Origin of the sequence: Caulifigura coniformis, from assembly GCF_007745175.1 — a bacterium.
Taxonomy (GTDB): Bacteria; Planctomycetota; Planctomycetia; order Planctomycetales; family Planctomycetaceae; genus Caulifigura; species Caulifigura coniformis.
In genome coordinates this window covers 4,415,464-4,432,485 of sequence record NZ_CP036271.1, presented here as the reverse complement: position 1 = coordinate 4,432,485, position 17,022 = coordinate 4,415,464, and the positions used below count along the sequence as shown (strand labels likewise).

The window sequence follows — 17,022 nt, the reverse complement described above, 5'->3', positions numbered from 1 at the left end:
AACGGCCGGGGAGGATGGAACGAACGAAAGCTGCGGGACGGAATCCTTTTTCTGTCGCTATGACGGCACAATCCGCCGAAAAAAGTCTTTGCGACGCCAGTCCCACACGTCCGATTTGAGCGGGCGATCTGACGCAGGTGGGGCCGCGATCGCTCGTGAGAGTTTTGAATCATGTCGGAAAGTGGTGCGATTCCGGGGCCGTCCATCCCTGATTTCCTGATCGATCGACTCGGGCGCGGCCTGGGAAGCCTGAAGATGCTCCCCGCCGTGGCGCAGGAGGCCCTGGAGGTCGCCAACTCGGCAGACTGCGACCTCGTGAAACTCGCGGTGATCATCCAGAAGGATCTGCGGCTCACGACGTTCATCCTGCGGCTTGCGAACAGCACCCTGTTCGCGCCGCCCAGGCCAATCGCCAGCCTCCACCAGGCGGTGCTGTTCATCGGTCGCCGCAAGGCTCGTGATTTCATCATCACGTCCTGCCTGGAAAGCGTCGCCTCCAAGGTGCCGCATGAGGTTCAGGAACGTCAGTCGACTTTATGGCTGCATGGTTTCCTGACAGCGATCCTCGCGGTGAGGCTGAACGACCTGTTCCAGCTGAAATTCCAGGGGGAAGAGTTCACCTCCGGCCTGATGCACGACTTCGGGAGGACGCTGATCTCGGTCATTGATCCGGTGAACGCGGCGTCGGTGGATCCTCTCGATTTCGATGAGACGACGTCGATCGAGGATCGTGAACGCGCGATGCTCGGCGCCTCCCACGCGGAGATCGCTGCGTGGTTCGCGGCGCACAATGAACTCCCGCCCAACCTGATTGCAGCGATCCAGTTTCATCATCGCCCGGAAGCGGCTGGCGAGAACCTGAAACTGGCAGCGCTTGTGGCGACAGCCGACCACGCCGTGAACTACCTGCAGCGCGAAGGTCAGGCCAAGGGCTACAACCCGCTGACCAACGGCGCCGCGCTCATCCTGGAGAGCCACGGCGTTCCCAACGCCACACGCACATTCGGCACGGCGAGCGAGAAGCTGCTGCAGGAGATCCCGGCGCTCGCTCAATCGATGATGCAGGGTTGAAACGGGATCGGCTCGCCGAGCCGCTGTGGCATGGAGCAATCGGGTGTGTCAGTGCGTCGGCGGCGAATGGCGATCGAACGGATACGGGCAGGAGTGAGGCGGGATGGCGTCAGCCGCTGAGAGTCAGTGTCCAGAAGTTCCCGGCGAGTTGAAGGACCGCCTGAAACGCGCTGTCGGCACGTTGAACATGCTTCCTGCGGTCGCGGTCCAGGCGCTGCAGATCGCGAATAACCCGGACTGCGACCTGGGCAAGCTGGCGGGCGTGATCCAACGGGACCTGACGATCACGACTCTGATCCTGCGAATGGCGAACAGCGCCCTGTTCTCGCCGCCGAAACCGATCGCCAGCCTGCATCATGCGATGCTGTCGCTCGGGCTGAGGCGCTGCCGCGATTTCATCGTGACGGCAGGACTCGACAGCGTCGCGAAGAAGGCGTCGCCGGAAATGAAAACGCAGCGCGAAACTCTATGGCGTCATGGGTTCCTGACCGCCCTGTTCGCGATGAAGATCAACCAGCTCCTGGGACTGCGGTTTCAGGGGGAAGAATTCACGGCGGGGCTGATGCACGATTTCGGCCGAACGCTGCTGGCCGTCGCCGACCCCGCGACCTTCACGCGGCTCGACCGTCTCGACTTCGTCGAGGGAGATGACCTGGAAGCCCGTGAGAGCGAGGCGATCGGTGTTTCCCATGCGGAGTTCGGCGCGTGGTTTGCCTCAACCAACGAACTTCCCAACTCGCTGGTGGCCGCGATCCATCTTCATCACCGGCCCGAGTCGGCGGGCGAGCATCTCCAACTGGCGGCGCTCGTGGCGGTGGCCGATCACATGGCGAACCACATCCAGCGCGGAGAGGCTCCTGAGGCTTATAATTCGATGACCGACGGCGCGATGCTCCTGCTGGAGCAATCGGGCGCGCGGCGGGCAACGGATGTGTTCGCCGCGAGCGTGACGAAGCTGTTGATCGACGGGCCCGCGATCGCTGACTCCCTGATGAAGGAGTGAAGATTCCAGGCGCGCCGGCGAATGCTGTTTCGTCAACGCTCCAGACGCGCATTACGGTTTGGCGGCTGGGGAAGCACTCTCCGCGGGGCGGCGCCTGGGCTGTGCGGCCTGCCATTCTTCTTCCGTCGCCGGCCTGGTGCGGTGAAGAAGGACGTGGGCCCCTTTCATGCCGCCGAGGACGATGTCGGGCAGGCCGTCTCCGTTGAGATCATGAACAGAGATCTGTCGGCCGATTCCGGCATCGGCGTCGGCGAGCTGGGGAACCCAGCTGACACCTTCCGCTGTGCGTTCGAGCCGGAACCAGTACACGACCGCGCCGGCATCCCACATCGGGCTCTTCTTATGGTGAGACCAATAAGTCTTGCCCGTCACGATGTCCTTCAGGCCGTCGCCATCCATATCGACCAGCGCGACCGAGTGGGGCTCGGTGAAGACGAGGCCATAGGGATTCTCTTCGGGAGTCTTGCCGACGATCGTCCGCATCTGGAATTCGCGTCGCCCGTCGACGTTGACCTGCTCGTACCACGCGAGGCCGTAGTCATGGGCCGCGAGGCTGGTGATCACGTCGTTGTCCCCATCGCCATCGACGTCGAACGCATGCATCTCGGAGCCGCCATAGGCGTTCGTGAACTTCTGGGGATGGAACGTCCAGGCGCCCGTCAGCGGGGCTGAGTCCGGCTGCTCGAACCAGCCGTTGGCGATAAGGATGTCCATCCGGCCGTCGCCATTCAGGTCCCCCACGCCAAGTCCATGGCCGAAGGGGAAGGGGGCCTTCTGCTCGGAGATGGGATGAAAGACCCATTGTTCGAACGGCCGCGACTTGTCGAATGTCGCGAAGCCGAAGCGCCCGGCGTTCGTACAGACCAGCTCGGGCTGTTCGTCGCCGACGAGATTCACGAACTGGGGGGACTCGTTGGAGACCGAATCGAGGACCTGATGCCTGGTCCAGTGCCCGGGCCTGCCGTTCGGATTCTCATAGAGGAACGCCGGCTTGCCGGGAAAACCGACGGTGAGCACATCGGGGGCGCCGTCGCGGTTGAAGTCGTAGACCCAGTTGAAGAAGTTGTCGGCGTAGGCCTCCGTATTCTGGGGCTTCGGCGGGTAGATCTCTGTCGCCTTCGTGAACTCGGGACCGGCATACCAGAAGGGGCCGTAGACGGCGTCGGGTTTGCCATCGCCATCGATGTCGCCCGCGTTCGCGCCTTCAGAGAAGTACGTTCCCGTGAGCGGGATCTTCTCAAAGGAATGGAGCAACCGATCCGCTGCACGGGCTGAAGCCGCACCGCTCAGGCCGGCCAGGAACACCAGCAACGTCGCCTTCGACCAGCAAGTCATCACCGTGGCTCCAGAGAGTTGGCGGGACGCAGCGCGTCAGCCTCTCACGAGCGACGGCGGGAATCAAGCGGCCCGAGTCGTCCGCCTGATTTTCCCAGCCGGGCGTTCTCTGTCATTCAGGGATCGCCGTCAGCGTCACGGTTTCGCGGCTTCGGTTGGCTTCTGCGCAGCGTCCTTGAGACTTTCGTACTCGCGGAGAGTGCGCAGGATCGTGACGTTGTTCTCGGCCAGCGCGAGCGCTTTACGCTCCCAGGCGATGGCGTCGTCGAGCTGTCCTTTTTCGGCGAACACACGGGCAAGGGTGTGGATCGGCCCAGGAGATTTCTCTTCGGAGAGTTCCACCGCGCGTCGGGCGAGGCGCTCAGCGTTTTCAAGTGTGCCCGGAAAACGGGCCGTCGCGATGCCACTGGCAAGGCCGGTCAGCAGCTCTCCCTTGTCCCAGTCCTGTTTGACCAGTTCGTCGATCAACGCGGTCGCCTCCTCCGTTCGTCCGCTTTGACTGAGGACGGTCAGCCGGACCGTTGAGGGAAGCGGGCTGCCGGGCATCGCTTCCGCAAGCTCGTCGACCAGCGACAGGGCCTTGTCGTACTCTTTCGCCCGCATCGCGACGGAAATCTCGACCTGCAACCGGCGCGTCACGGCGGCCAGCTTCATCCGCTGAATCTCCGCCTCATACTCGGCAATGGCGGCCTTGCGATCCCAGGTTCCTTCGGTGACTTTGGCGAGCGGTTCGTCGATCTGCTGAGGGTGACCGATCCATTCGATCACGCCATCTTTGCCGACGAGGAAGGCGCACGGGATGCCCGAGCGCCCGGCCGCGCGGAACCAGGACGTGAACATGCCGTTCTCCGCGTCCATCGCCAGCGAGTATTTGACCGTCTGGTCCCAGGTCACTCCTTCCTCGCGATCTTTGGCCAGGAACTCCTTGACGACGTTCTCTTCCTCTTTGCTGATCCCGATGATGCGAACCTTGTCGCCGTAATCGGTCTGGAGCTGAGAGATATGCGGCATGCCCTGCAGGCACGGTCCGCACCAGGTGGCCCAGAACTCGACGACGTAGACCTGCCCGGGTTTAAGGCTGTCGATCGGTTCTCCCTTGACCCATGAGGCGACCGCAAAAGGGGGCGCTGGCTTGCCGACCGCGAGGGTGATCTCCGGCTCGGTCCGCGACGTCTCCGGGCCGGCGGCGGGAACGATTTTCGCCGCTGGTACCGACTCGGGGGACGCGGCCTTCGGCTCCGCGCTGGGCGCGGCCGGCGGCGGGGTGTCGTCTGCGGCCTGGGGCGCGGACGAGGAGGGGAAGAGCAAGGCGAGCGCCAGGCCCGCCAACACGGTTCTCGATCGCTTCGACAGCATCGCGTGACTCCGGCATTGAATGACAACGGCCCGGCGGCGCGGCAGGGAACTATCAGCAATCAACTGCTTCGAGACATCGCCCAGACGCCCACCTCGCGGTTTTCGTTCCGAGTGACTCGGCAACACGCCTCAGGGCCATGACGGAACTATGGCGTTCGCAGCGTGGAAATGCACGCTGCGAACGCCGGAAGGAGCCTCGACGCCGGCCGTTGTAATCACCGGCTACGCCTTCTTCTGGAGCTTGGCCCACTCATCTTTCAGGGTAACCGAGCGGTTGAACACCATCATGCTGAGGGTCGAATCGGGATCGACGCAGAAGTAGCCGAGGCGTTCGAACTGGAACCGCTCGCCGGCAGGCACTTCCGCCAGCGACGGTTCAAGCTTGGCGTCTTCAACGATTTCGAGTGACTTCGAATTGAGGCAGGTCTTCCAGTCCTGGCCCTCGGGAATCTCGCTGAGATCGGGGACGGCGGAAAGGTGGTCGTAGAGTCGGACTTCGGCGTTGATGGCATGCTCGGCCGAAACCCAGTGAAGAGTCGCCTTCACCTTCCGTCCATCAGGAGCGTCGCCCCCCTTGGTTTCGGGGTCGTAGGTGCACAGCAGCTCGACGACGTTGCCGGCGTCGTCCTTCACGACGTCGTGACACTTGATGAAGTAAGCCCACCGCAAACGGACTTCGCGGCCCGGGGCGAGGCGGAAGAACTGCTTGGGCGGGTTCTCCATGAAGTCGTCACGCTCGATGTAGAGCGTCTTCGAAAAGGGAACCTTCCGCGAGCCGGCCGAGGAATCTTCCGGATTGTTGATCGCCTCGAGCTCGACCTTTTCTCCCTCCGGGAAATTGGTGAGCGTGACCTTGAGCGGCCGCAGGACCGCCATGCGGCGGGGGGCGATCTTGTTCAGGTGATCGCGAAGCGAGTTCTCGAGGACGACCATATCGGTGACGCCGTTGTAGCGGGTCACGCCGACGGTCGCGCAGAGGTTGCGGATCGACTCGGGAGTGTAGCCGCGGCGGCGCAGGCCCCGGAGCGTCGGCATGCGGGGGTCGTCCCACCCGGCAACGAACTTTCCGAGAACCAGCTCGAGCAGTTTCCGCTTGCTGGTGATCGTGTGGGTGAGGTTCAGCTTCGCGAACTCGTACTGCTTCGAGGGGAAGATTCCGAGCTTCTCGATGAACCAGTTGTAGAGAGGCTTGTGGGTCTCGAATTCGAGCGAACAGAGGGAGTGGGTCACTTCCTCGATCGCGTCGCTCTGGCCGTGGGCGTAGTCGTACATCGGGTAGATGCACCACTTATCGCCGGTGCGGTGATGCTCGGCGTGGCGGATCCGGAACATCAGCGGATCGCGCATGATGAGGTGGGCCGAAGCCATGTCGATCTTCGCACGGAGGACCATCGCGCCATCGGGAAACTCGCCGGCCCGCATGCGGCGGAACAGGTCGAGGCTTTCCTCTTTCGGACGGTCGCGGAAAGGGCTGTCCTTTCCGGGCTCCGTCGCGGTTCCGCGGCCGGCGGCGATCTCATCTGCGGACTGGGAGTCGACGTAGGCGAGGCCCTTTTCAATCAGGAGCTCGCCCCATTGGTAGAGCTGTTCGAAGTAGTCGGAGGCGTAGCGGACTTCGCCGTTCCATTCGAAGCCGAGCCAGCGGATGTCGTCCTTGATGGCTTCGACGTACTCGGTGTCTTCCTTCGCGGGATTGGTGTCGTCCATCCGCAGGTTGCACTGGCCACCGAACTCGTTGGCAATTCCGAAGCTGATGCAGATGGCCTTGGCGTGGCCAATGTGAAGATAACCGTTGGGCTCGGGAGGGAAGCGCGTCTGGACGCGACCCTTGTTCTTACCGGCGGCGACATCGGCGGAGACGATTTCGCGCAGAAAGTCGGTGGGGCGGGCAGGGGATTCCGAAGCGTCAGTCGACATGTGGGTCCTTCCAGGATCAGCGGCCGGCAGCCCGGCTTCGCGCGCGGATTGTAGGGGAAAAATCTGCACAGAGGCACAGAAGATTCCCTGAAGAACAGGGGAGGCGTGTCGCGCGGCGACCCGTCGGTCACCGCGGCAGGAGAGGCGACGCTTCAGGAACCGTGCCGGCCGGACGCTGCGATCGCCCCGGCCGGTTCACATCTCCCACCTCGACTCGCATCGACTCCGCCAGAGCGGTCAGCCAATGGACGACATCAGGGTGCGCCGCGGAGCATTCCTGCAGTTCTCCGACGTCCGACCGGACATTGAACAGCTGCAGCGGGACGACGCTGCTTTTTCGGTTCAGGTTCGCGAATCGCGCCTCCAGCGGGAGATAGAGCTTCCAGGGACCCGACCGAACCGCCTGCAATTGATCCATCCGGTAGTAGAAGAACCCCTTCTTGTCGTAGGGCGATTCCCACCCGGTGACTCCGGTCCACAAACCGGAGACATCGAAGCCATCAATCTCGTTCGTCGGACCGGGCGCCGTCGCCAGCGAGGCCAGCGTCGGCAGGAGGTCGAGCGACGACCAGAGTTCATCGCTGACGCGCCCGGCCGGGACACGTCCCGGCCAGCGGATGATGCACGGCATCCGCATCGCGCCTTCAGACGTGTCGTACCCATAACCTTTGAATGGCGAATTGCTCCCCTGCGGCGGATTCCGACGCGGAGCCCCGTTATCGCTCGTCCAGACGACGATCGTCCGGTCATCCAGGCCGAGCCGCTTCAGAGCCGCGAGGACTTCGCCCGTCGACCAGTCCAATTCTTCGACGGAGTCACCGTAGTCGCCGTTCCTGGACTTTCCTTTGAACGCGGGACTGGCGAAGGGATGAGCCGTCGAACCGGGCATTGTGTGGGGCAGGTAGACGAAAAACGGCTGCTGCCGGTGTGCCTCGATGAACGCGATCGCTTCCGACGTGCACCGGGCGACGAGTGTATTCCTGTCCGCAGGCGCCTCGATGACCGTTTCGCCTCGCATCAATGGAAGCTCGGGCCATTCGTCCGGCTTCTTGTCGCGTGTCATGTCGTCGCTGTAGGGAATACCGAAGAACTCGTCGAAGCCCTGACGGGTGGGCAGAAACTCCGGCTGATCCCCCAGGTGCCACTTCCCGATACAAGCCGTCGCATACCCCTGCGACTTGAGCACCTCGGCGATGGTCGTTTCGGCCGGATTCAGGCCTTTGGTAGCCAAAGGTTGCAGCACCGCGCCGTTGCGATCACTGACGTGCAGGTTGAGTCGCCGCGGATAGCAGCCCGTCATGATCGCCGCGCGGCTCGGCGTGCAGACTCCGCTGGCCACATAAAAGCTGGTAAAGCGAGTCCCTTCAGCGGCCATCCGGTCGACGGCCGGAGTGCGATGCAACGTCGATCCGGTGCAGCCCAGGTCGCCATGCCCCAGGTTGTCGCAAACGATCAGGACAACATTCGGACCGGCGGCGTGCGCGGAGGTGACAGAAGCGAACAGGACGAACGCCAAAGCGAACAATCGACAAGTCATCAACCGGGCCTCGGGTCAGCTTGGGGACGCGACATCCACGCGGTCACTCGTCATCGATCCGCTGCAACGTTTTCAGCTCGCTGCGAAGGTCTGCCGTGAGCGATTCGACAAGTTCCGGACGGCCATGAAACTGGGCCGGCGTATTTTGAAAAAGCGCCAGCTTCCATTCACCATCCCGACGGACCGCGATGAGCGACTGGATGGCGTTAACGGCGGGGTTGATGTCGTTTGCCCCCGGGGGGACCATGCCGGCGACGGCACGAAGCAGCTCGACGTCATCCGTCAGCTGCCGGACCTCGCGGACGATCCCGACGAATGCGGCCGGCGTGTGATGCTGGAAGATGCGGAGCATCTCCGCCTCGATCGCCGCCCGGCCGTCGAGCTGGCTGCCGTCGAATCCGACGACGCTGCCGTCGTCGGCAAACAGGTCGGCCATCCCGCGGCCGTCCCGCTCGTTCCAGCGATCGAGCAGGCGGTGGTAAAGCACGCGGCACACGGCTTCATCGAGATGGGCGGGAACTTTGTTTTCAGGGAGCATTGTTGATCCTGAACCTGAGCAAGAGCGTCGTGTCCATCCGCGCGGGCAGAGAGACGCAGCAGTCGCAACCCAATCCTTCGAGTATGCTCAATGTCGCGTGCGACGCAATGAAGATTCGCCCCTACGAACCTTCCGACTGGCGGCGTCTCTGCGAGATTCATGATCCCGCAAGAAGAGATGAGTTACGGGCTTTTGGCCAGCCGGAAGCCTTTGTCCCGCTCGAGCAGGCGGCCGGAAACGAAGGACTGTTTGATAGCGACCTCTTCGTCGCGGAGATCGATGGCGGCGTCGAGGGTTTTGTGGGGCTGAAGTCCGATGAGGTGACCTGGCTCTATGTATCGCCCGCGAGGTATCGCGAAGGAATCGGGAGAGCGCTCCTGCGTCACGCCATCGCGGCGTCCGGGCCGGAGACGCGAATCGAGGTTCTCGAAGGCAACGCTGCCGCCCTCGCGCTGTACCTGTCCGAGGGGTTTGTGATTCGCGAGCGGGCCGAAGGAAAGCTCGTGGGGAATGAGAGCTTTACCGGCGCCGGCTTTCGCATGGTGCATCGAAAAGTGGCGCCGGGCGGTGAGGCCTGATCGCTGTTCTCGGCGCGAGCTGGGCTTCGCTTAGAGGTCCATTTCCCGTCGACGGGTGGTCAATACACGGACCGGGGGCCGTCTTGAGACCGACCGAGACTTGTCGGTCAAAGAAAGTGGCACGGTCCGGAGACCGTGCCGCCACCTATTGAGACCAGGTTGGTTTCCTTCAACGGCCTGCTAGCTGATGAGGAGTTCTTTCACCGGCGATCCCGCATCGACGATCCGCAGCGGGCGGCCTTCGGGCGTGATCATTTCCTCGTCGGCGTCGATCTTCAGGCAGTGGCAGTAGGTCTGGAACAGGTCGTCGACGTCGACGGGGCGATCGACGATCTCGGTTCCGTCATCGCTCGTCGTACCGATGCACTGACCGCCGGCGATTCCGCCGCCGGCCAGCAGCACGTTGAAGTTCCTCGCCCAATGGTCGCGGCCGACTTCGGGCGTCCGCTGGTTGATCTTCGGCGTGCGACCGAATTCACCCATGCAGATGACGAGTGTCTTCTCGAGCATCCCGCGGGACTTCAGGTCGGCGATCAGGGCGGAGACCCCCTGGTCAACTTCGCCGGCCGTCGCCGGCATCCGCTGCCACAGATTCTCGTGCATGTCCCACCCACCGCGCTGCACCTCGACGAACGGAATCCCCGATTCGACGAGCCGGCGGGCGACCAGGCATCCCTGGCCGAATGCGCTCTTGCCGTACTTCTCTTTGACTTCCGGCTTCTCGGGCTCGGTCTGGAACGATTTCAGGCGGGGCGACGCCATCATCTTCTTGGCGCGCTGGTACAGCTCCTGGTGCTCATTGGCGATCGCCTTGGCTCCCACGGCGGCGAGTTCCGCATCCTGCTGCGAGAGAAGCTTCATCCGCTGGTCGAGACGCGGCGCCGGGACGCTCGCAACGATGTTGTCCGGAAGGCGGCCGGCCGCTCCGACCATGAACGGCGCGTACTTCACTCCGAGAAAGCCGGCGCCATGCGGCGTATTGCCGATGCTGACGAAGTTCGGCATGTCGGATGCGAGGTCGCCCAGTTTCCAGGCGGCGACTGATCCGATATGTGGATGGTTGGACGAACCCGTGAGGCGGCGTCCGGTCCGCAGATGGTAAGCGCCCCGTTCGTGGGCGGCCTCTTTTCCGACGATCGTGCGGATCAGCGAAACGTCTTTCGACTGGGCGAGCTTCGGCCAGTACTCGGCGAACGATACCCCTGGCATCTGGGTCGAGATCGATTTGGTCGGTCCGCCGTTATCGGTGCCGGGCTTCGGGTCCCACAGCTCGAGCTGGCTGGGAGCTCCGTTGAGGAAGATCATGATGCACGCGCGCCCCTCCTTCTTCATCTCGGCCGCGTTGAGGCCGATGGCCTGCAGGAAGGCCATGCTACCTGACGCGGCCGCCCCGCCCGTGACGAGTTGCAGGAGACTTCGGCGAGTGATGGCGCCTTCGCGGTTCAGGCCGACGCTCAGCAGGTTCTGGTGAAACATGAGGGACTTTCCGTGAAATCGTCGTTGTCGAAACTTCCTGATCGCAAACCGGGAGGCCGCGCTTCCCGGGGTTCGAGACGGCCACCCGCTGCGGCAAAGAATGCTGCGGCACGGCCATCCGGCTGCTTCTCAAAAATCGTCAGCGTTTGACGATGAACTCCGCGGAGTTGGTAAGCACCCAGAGCAGGTCATCGATCGCGGCATTCCGGTCTTTCGACGATTTGATGAAGTCGGCGTAGCGCTTCGTCTCGTCGGGAGTCGGAGTCCTTGCGAGGACCGCCAGGAACGCTTCACGAACCATCTCGTCGTTCGCCTTGATCCCGACCAGCTGCTTCTTCAACGGGCTGTTCGAGAGCTGCTTCTGCAGCTGGCCGTTGTTCATCATCAGCAACGCCTGCTGCACCGTTCCTTCCAGATCGCTTTGCGGAGTGGAGGGGTTCTGTGCGAAGGTCCGTTCGACGGCCCCGCGGGCGCCTTTCAATTCGCCGATCAGCCGTTCGACGTTGTCGGCGATCTCATACGGCCGCAACCGGGCCGGGCGGACCGAGGTGAAGAGGTCTTCCGGCTTGTCGATCGTGCGAATTCCGCGCTGGTAGGCCTCGCTGTTCATGATCAGCCGGAACAGCCACTTCGGATCGAACCCCGCATAGCGGAACGCCGACGAGACACGATTCACGATCAGCTGGTGGACAACGTCCTTGTCGGGGCCAAGGCTGTCGACGGAATAGAAGCCGTCGCCAACGAGTTCGCTCCACATGCGGTTCACGTACGCCCGCGCGAACCAGTAGTTGTCCGAGTTGTAGACGAGGTAGGCGGCGGCGGCGACGCGGAGGTGGTCGGGCTTCAGCGTGGACGGCGGCTCCTCACCCAGCAGGAACACGGCCTTCACTTCCGACTTCTTGGACGGATCGTCCTGGTCCGTCATGTAGTACTTGCCGTTCGCGAAGAATGCGGCCATCTCGTGAAACTGCTCGCGCTTCCAACGGTCGAACGGGTGGTCATGGCATTCCGCGCAACCGACGCTGATGCCCATGAAAATGCGGGCGGTTTCGGAGGCGATGATGTCGGGCTTGCGCTCGCAGGCGAGAATGAAATTGTTCGGGCCGTGATCCTGCTGGAAGCCGTTTTCCTCAGCCTTCACGTTGGGCTGCCGCTGCGGCTGCGCCGAGATCATTTCGCTGACGACGCGGTCCCAGGATCTGTTGTCCTTGAACTCGGTGAACAGCCAGTCTTCGAACGCCTGGGGATTGATCGTATTGCGGTTCGCGGCCGAGTTGTGGAACACCACCGACCGCCAGTACCGGGCCCATTTCCGGGCGTAGTCGTCGCTGGCCAGAAGCTCGTCAACGAGGGCAGCGCGTTTCTTGGGGCTCTTGTCCGCGGTGAACGCCCTGATCTTCTCCGGCGTCGGCGTCTTCCCCGTCAGGTCGATCGACGCGCGACGCAGAAACGTCTCATCGTTGACAATCGGAGTGAACGGGGTCTTCGTCTCTTTCGAGATGTACTTGCGCATCATCTCGTCGAGGTCGGCCGCGGTGAACGCCCCGCCGCTCGAACGGATCGTCGGGAATGACGCGCGGATGGCTTCGAGAAACTTCAGCTTGTCTTCCGGAGTCTTCAGTTCCGGCAGCTTCGGCTGAGGTGGTTTTTTCTTTGACGGGCGGGCCGGAGGCGTGGGAGCGGACCAGGCAAAAGAAGCCAGCATCGCGAGAACGGCGCCGAACGCCGTCATGCGTCCCCACTGCGGAAGCGATCGCACCATTTCCAGCCTTTGGAGTTGGAAGGGTTTCTGAAATCTCAGGTGTGGGCGGAACCGCCCGGCCGAATGGCTAAGGACAGCTTACCACGCGTCGGAAGCAATGTCCGCCGGCGCAGGGCTTACTCCCTTCTGACAGCGTACCTCCACAACCGGATCGACGTTCGGCGCATTCTGGACGGTTTCCCGACATCGTGGCCTCCCGACTGGAAAGGGACGGACCGGAAATGCGGCCCCTGCCGGCCAGGGCAGGCTGCTGCCCCGCATCAACATCGAATCCGGTCGCGGCAGCGACGGCGGGCCGACGGTCGACTATTGTCGTTTCGGTCCGGGTCTAAAGGGGCATCCCTGGTGAGCGAACGTATGCGGTACGCAGTCGTTTCAGTCGTTCTCGCGGCCATCAGCGGGACCGCATGGGCCCAGCAGCAGGATGTCAAACCGCTCGAAGGAACCGCGCCGCTGCGGCTGGAGGAACCCCTCGACGTCGACATGGTCCGCGGGATTAATGCCTTCGCCGAACAGGAGATCGTCCTGAGTCGTGAGCGGCGGAAGCGGCATTGGCATCCCGACTTTTCCAACCACGCCGCCTACGACAGGAGCGTCGCCGACAACCGCGCGCGGCTCCGCACTCTCATCGGGGCCGTCGATGAGAGGTTGCCCCCGGGAACGCGGCAGATTGTGCTCCCCGAGAACCTGGAGCGGCTGCCCACATTTCCGGGAGTCACCGCCGAGTTTGTCGTGACAGGGGAGGGGCCGGGAGAAGTGATCCTGGTTCCTGATGCGAACTGGGCCCCTGAACACATCACCGGAAAGATTGCGGGCCTGCGTCCCGAGGAGCAACTGGCCCACGTCCTCGCCGAGATGGGAATCGCGACGCGGACCTTGAGACTGGCGAACCGCTCGAGCGAATTCAGCGGCCGGCCAGATCTCCGCAGCACAAACCAGCCCCACCGCGAATACCTTTATCGCCCCGCCTTTGAACTCGGCCGGCACATCATCGGATACGAAGTGCAGAAGATCCTGCGGGCCGTGGATGAACTCGAAGCGGCGGGAAAGAAGATCGTTGTGTGGGGGATCGGCGAAGGAGGCCTCCTGGCGCTGTACGCCGCGGCCATTGATCCCCGGATCGAACTATGCGTCGTCTCGGGTTCGTTCGGCGAGCGGGAACAGATCTGGCAGGAACCGATCTACCGGAACGTCTGGCGCCTGCTGGATGAGTTTGGGGATGCCGAGATGGCGAGTCTCATCGCCCCCCGGTCACTCGTCATCGAAGACTGCATGGTCCCGGAGATCGCCGGACCTCCGCCTCCGTCGCCGCAGCGATCCGGCGCCGCGCCCGGCCAGATCACGACTCCCTCCCCCCAGTCGGTCGAACGCGAGTTTCACAGGGCCAGGGCGACCTACGAACGACTGGGAGTCGCCAACCGCATTCAGATCCTGGCGTCGTCCGCCCCGGAGAGAGGACGCTGTGGAACCGCGGCAGCCCTGCAGGCCGTTGCGTCGAGATTCCCCGGCCGCGTTCCCGGGAAACACTCCGTCGAACCGCTCGCCGCGGACGAGGCAAGTCGCCGACTTCATGACCGCCAGCGCGAGCTCGTCGATGACCTTCGCCGCTACACGCAGCGGCTCCTGCACGGTGCGGCGAAGGAACGCGACAAATACTGGGCCAGTGCCGATCGCAAATCGCTTGCTGCGTGGGAGGAGACGAGCGAGGCGTACCGCACCCAGGTCTACGACGAGCTCATCGGGCGGATTCCGTATGGTCTCCTCCCGCCGAACGCTCGGTCGCGACAGGTGATCGACGAACCGACCCACACCGGGTACGAGGTGGTCCTCGATGTGTTCCGTTCCGAAGCCGATGGAAGCCAGCCAATCATCGCGGGCGGAATCCTGCTCATTCCCAAAGATCTGAAGCCGGGTGAGAAGCGTCCATGCGTCGTCTGCCAGCACGGACTTGAGGGGACGCCGATGGATACCATCGTGACCGACCCGAATCAGAAGGCTTATGGCCCCTACAAGGGCTTCAGCACACAGCTCGTCCAGCGCGGGTTCATCGTTTACGCCCCCCAGAATCCGTATCGCGGCAAGGATGAGTTCCGCGTCATCCAGCGCAAGTCCAATCCGCTCGGGCGATCACTCTTCAGCTACATCATCCCGCAGCATCAGCAGACGCTGAACTGGCTCGCGACGTTGCCGTTCGTCGACGCCGATCGGATCGGGTTCTATGGACTCAGTTACGGCGGGAAGACGGCCATGCGCATCCCGCCGCTGCTTCCCCCCAGGCCGGCCCACAATGGCGAACCGGCTCGACCCGGGTATTGCCTGTCGATCTGCTCGGCCGATTTCAACGAATGGATTCTGAAGAACGCCTCCACCGAGGATCGCTACAGCTATGTCTTCACGAACGAGTACGAGATCTTCGAGTGGAACATGGGGAACGTCGCCAACTACGCCGAGCTGGCGAGCCTCATGACGCCGCGGCCGTTCATGGTGGAGCGTGGGCACGACGACGGCGTCGCCCCCGATGAATGGGTCGCCTGGGAGTTCGCCAAGGTGAAGCGGCACTATGACAGGCTCGGAATCGGCGACCGCACAGAGATGGAGGTCTTCAATGGCCCGCACACCATCAACGGCAAGGGGACGTTCGACTTCCTGCACCGGCATCTGAACTGGCCCGTCCGCCCGGAGGACTGAGCCTCTTGGAAACAAGAGGCGATTTTCCTTCCGGCAAAAGTTTGGACAGAAGGAAGGGAAGAGGACGGGGAAGAGGACGGGGAAGGCCGGCATGATCTTCAACCGCGTCGGCGAGGGACCGATGCCAGCCGGCTGATGGCATGCCAGAAAGCATGGGCTGCTCGTGAGATCGATCAGTGGACTGACGCCTGACGCTCACCCGGGGAATTGGCCCCACCCTCAACAACAGGCATGCCCTGGAGGATGGGGCAGGGGAGAGGGGCTGTGAGCTGGAGCATTGAGCCCTCGTGCTGTGGCATTGAACGCCAACTTCAGCGTCTTCTTCCTTTCCTTCCTTGCCCTCTGTTCAAACCCCTTTTGTCGACTCAGTTCAACGCCGGTTCGAGGTTGACGATGGCCGACGCTTCCTGTCCGCTGCCGCAGCTGCCCTGGGCCGGTTCAGGGGGCGTCGCTTTTGCCGCCAGGGCTTCACGGTAGGCGCGGAACCTGGCGTTCTGGACCTCGGGATCGCCGGAGTCGATCAGTTCGTAGTGCACGTTCCGCTGGCGGGGGATGTAGCCTGCATCGCTGATGCAGCGGCGGATCTGGTCGAGCGACAGATGGTAAACCGTTCCCGCCTCGGCGACGACGTTCTCCTCGAGCATCAGGCTGCCCATGTCGTTCGCGCCAAAGAAGAGAGCCATCTGGCCGATCTTCTCTCCCTGAGTCACCCAGCTCGACTGAATGTTGGGGAAGTTGTCGAGATAGAGCCGCGCCACGGCCTGCGTTTTGAGGTATTCGAACGCCCCGGCCGGCGGAATCTTCGACATGTCGACGCCATCCTTGCGGTTGCCGAACCAGGGCGCCTCGTCGGGCGGCTGGAACGTCCAGCAGATAAACGCCGTGAACCCGCCGGTCTCATCCTGCAGCGAGCGCAGGCGGTCCAGGTGCTCGATGCGCTCCGCCAGCGTTTCGACGTGGCCGAACATCATGGTGGCGCTCGAAACGCCTCCCAGTTCATGCCAGACGCGGTTGACGTTCAGCCAGTCGTCGGTGAGCGCCTTGCCGCGAGTGATCGCTTCGCGAACGCGGTCGACGAGAATCTCGCCCCCGCCCCCCGGCAGGCTGCCGAGGCCGGCCGACTTCAGGCGTTCGAGCACCGTCTTCAGCGGCAGCTTCGAGACCTTCGTGAAGTGATGCAGCTCTGGCGGGCTGAAGCCGTGGATATTGAGCGTCGGGAAGTGGGCCTTGATGTCGCTGAGGTAGTCTTCGTACCACTCCAGCGGCAGGGTGGGGTGCATGCCGCCCTGGAGCAGGATCTGATCGCCGCCGACGTCGAGAGTTTCCTGGATCTTCTGGAACAGCTCCGGCTTCCCGAGGACGTAACCTTCGCTGTGCTTCAGCGGGCGATAGAACGCGCAGAAGTCGCAGACGGCCGCGCAGACGTTCGTGTAGTTGATGTTCCGGTCGATGTTGTAGGTGCGGTACGGCTCGGGATGCAGCCGGCAGGTCACTGCATGGGCCGCAGCGCCGATCGCCGTCAGGTCGTGGCTTTCCAGGAGGGCGAGGCCTTCGGCGGCGGTGAGTCGCTCACCGGCGACGGCCTTGTCGAGAATACGGGTGATGGAAGCGTCGGACATGGAACCTGCGTGTGCAAAAACCGGGCAACAGGCGGAGTATAGGCCGGACGACCGACGTGCGTGAGTGTTCCCGCCGGCCCCACCGCCGGTCTTTTTTTGGAACCGCACCGAGGCCCGGGTATTAACGGCCAGGAGAACCTTC

Annotated in this window: 12 protein-coding genes; 4 read left to right on the top strand and 8 right to left on the bottom strand. The window is 63.2% G+C overall.

The window, feature by feature from the left end; all coding sequences use genetic code 11:
- The first annotated feature begins 171 nt into the window (after nt 1-171).
- Both Pan44_RS17880 and Pan44_RS17875 read left to right on the top strand, forming a co-directional pair.
- Nucleotides 172-1,071: an HDOD domain-containing protein gene (locus tag Pan44_RS17880; protein ID WP_145031614.1), complete on the top strand. Its 900-nt coding sequence runs from the start codon at nt 172-174 to the stop codon at nt 1,069-1,071.
- Between the two features lie 103 nt (nt 1,072-1,174).
- On the top strand, nt 1,175-2,074 hold the full coding sequence (locus Pan44_RS17875) for an HDOD domain-containing protein (protein ID WP_145031611.1): 900 nt from the start codon (nt 1,175-1,177) through the stop codon (nt 2,072-2,074).
- Between the two features lie 51 nt (nt 2,075-2,125).
- Here the strand turns inward: Pan44_RS17875 and Pan44_RS17870 are convergent, their stop codons facing one another.
- From Pan44_RS17870 to Pan44_RS17850, 5 genes are all read right to left on the bottom strand, one after another.
- Nucleotides 2,126-3,409, bottom strand: coding sequence for an FG-GAP repeat domain-containing protein (locus Pan44_RS17870; protein WP_145031608.1), 1,284 nt, complete (start codon nt 3,407-3,409; stop codon nt 2,126-2,128).
- Between the two features lie 135 nt (nt 3,410-3,544).
- Complete coding sequence (locus tag Pan44_RS17865; RefSeq protein ID WP_145031605.1) at nt 3,545-4,765, bottom strand: redoxin family protein; 1,221 nt, start codon at nt 4,763-4,765, stop codon at nt 3,545-3,547.
- A gap of 222 nt (nt 4,766-4,987) precedes the next feature.
- Nucleotides 4,988-6,682 carry a glutamine--tRNA ligase/YqeY domain fusion protein gene (locus Pan44_RS17860; RefSeq protein ID WP_145031602.1) on the bottom strand — a complete coding sequence of 565 codons (1,695 nt, stop codon included), beginning with the start codon at nt 6,680-6,682 and terminating at the stop codon, nt 4,988-4,990.
- Between the two features lie 127 nt (nt 6,683-6,809).
- A complete protein-coding gene (locus tag Pan44_RS17855) occupies nt 6,810-8,219 on the bottom strand; it encodes a sulfatase family protein (RefSeq protein ID WP_145031599.1) in 1,410 nt (469 codons plus the stop codon).
- Between the two features lie 43 nt (nt 8,220-8,262).
- Nucleotides 8,263-8,757 (bottom strand): SgcJ/EcaC family oxidoreductase, encoded by a 495-nt coding sequence (locus tag Pan44_RS17850; RefSeq protein ID WP_145031596.1) that lies wholly within the window; start codon nt 8,755-8,757, stop codon nt 8,263-8,265.
- Nucleotides 8,758-8,864: 107 nt separating this feature from the next.
- Here Pan44_RS17850 and Pan44_RS17845 point away from each other — a divergent pair, with 107 nt between their 5' ends.
- Nucleotides 8,865-9,335, top strand: a complete 471-nt coding sequence (locus Pan44_RS17845) for a GNAT family N-acetyltransferase (RefSeq protein WP_145031592.1) — start codon at nt 8,865-8,867, stop codon at nt 9,333-9,335.
- A 180-nt stretch (nt 9,336-9,515) separates the two neighbouring features.
- Here the strand turns inward: Pan44_RS17845 and Pan44_RS17840 are convergent, their stop codons facing one another.
- Complete coding sequence (locus Pan44_RS17840) at nt 9,516-10,811, bottom strand: DUF1501 domain-containing protein (RefSeq protein ID WP_145031589.1); 1,296 nt, start codon at nt 10,809-10,811, stop codon at nt 9,516-9,518.
- A gap of 139 nt (nt 10,812-10,950) precedes the next feature.
- Nucleotides 10,951-12,573: a DUF1549 domain-containing protein gene (locus Pan44_RS17835; protein WP_145031585.1), complete on the bottom strand. Its 1,623-nt coding sequence runs from the start codon at nt 12,571-12,573 to the stop codon at nt 10,951-10,953.
- Between the two features lie 357 nt (nt 12,574-12,930).
- Here Pan44_RS17835 and Pan44_RS17830 point away from each other — a divergent pair, with 357 nt between their 5' ends.
- Complete coding sequence (locus Pan44_RS17830) at nt 12,931-15,261, top strand: alpha/beta hydrolase (RefSeq protein ID WP_145031582.1); 2,331 nt, start codon at nt 12,931-12,933, stop codon at nt 15,259-15,261.
- A gap of 365 nt (nt 15,262-15,626) precedes the next feature.
- On the opposite strand, the gene mqnC is transcribed toward Pan44_RS17830, so the two are convergent.
- Nucleotides 15,627-16,880 (bottom strand): cyclic dehypoxanthinyl futalosine synthase, encoded by a 1,254-nt coding sequence (mqnC, locus tag Pan44_RS17825; RefSeq protein WP_145031579.1) that lies wholly within the window; start codon nt 16,878-16,880, stop codon nt 15,627-15,629.
- Nucleotides 16,881-17,022 lie beyond the last annotated feature (142 nt).

Excerpts from the sequence above, each read along its gene's own strand:
- Pan44_RS17880 (WP_145031614.1), top strand. The coding sequence starts at position 172 with ATGTCGGAAAGTGGTGCGATTCCGGGGCCGTCCATCCCTGATTTCCTG.
- Pan44_RS17875 (WP_145031611.1), top strand. The coding sequence starts at position 1,175 with ATGGCGTCAGCCGCTGAGAGTCAGTGTCCAGAAGTTCCCGGCGAGTTG.
- Pan44_RS17870 (WP_145031608.1), bottom strand. The coding sequence starts at position 3,409 with ATGACTTGCTGGTCGAAGGCGACGTTGCTGGTGTTCCTGGCCGGCCTG.
- Pan44_RS17865 (WP_145031605.1), bottom strand. The coding sequence starts at position 4,765 with ATGCTGTCGAAGCGATCGAGAACCGTGTTGGCGGGCCTGGCGCTCGCC.
- Pan44_RS17860 (WP_145031602.1), bottom strand. The coding sequence starts at position 6,682 with ATGTCGACTGACGCTTCGGAATCCCCTGCCCGCCCCACCGACTTTCTG.
- Pan44_RS17855 (WP_145031599.1), bottom strand. The coding sequence starts at position 8,219 with ATGACTTGTCGATTGTTCGCTTTGGCGTTCGTCCTGTTCGCTTCTGTC.
- Pan44_RS17850 (WP_145031596.1), bottom strand. The coding sequence starts at position 8,757 with ATGCTCCCTGAAAACAAAGTTCCCGCCCATCTCGATGAAGCCGTGTGC.
- Pan44_RS17845 (WP_145031592.1), top strand. The coding sequence starts at position 8,865 with ATGAAGATTCGCCCCTACGAACCTTCCGACTGGCGGCGTCTCTGCGAG.
- Pan44_RS17840 (WP_145031589.1), bottom strand. The coding sequence starts at position 10,811 with ATGTTTCACCAGAACCTGCTGAGCGTCGGCCTGAACCGCGAAGGCGCC.
- Pan44_RS17835 (WP_145031585.1), bottom strand. The coding sequence starts at position 12,573 with ATGGTGCGATCGCTTCCGCAGTGGGGACGCATGACGGCGTTCGGCGCC.
- Pan44_RS17830 (WP_145031582.1), top strand. The coding sequence starts at position 12,931 with ATGCGGTACGCAGTCGTTTCAGTCGTTCTCGCGGCCATCAGCGGGACC.
- mqnC (WP_145031579.1), bottom strand. The coding sequence starts at position 16,880 with ATGTCCGACGCTTCCATCACCCGTATTCTCGACAAGGCCGTCGCCGGT.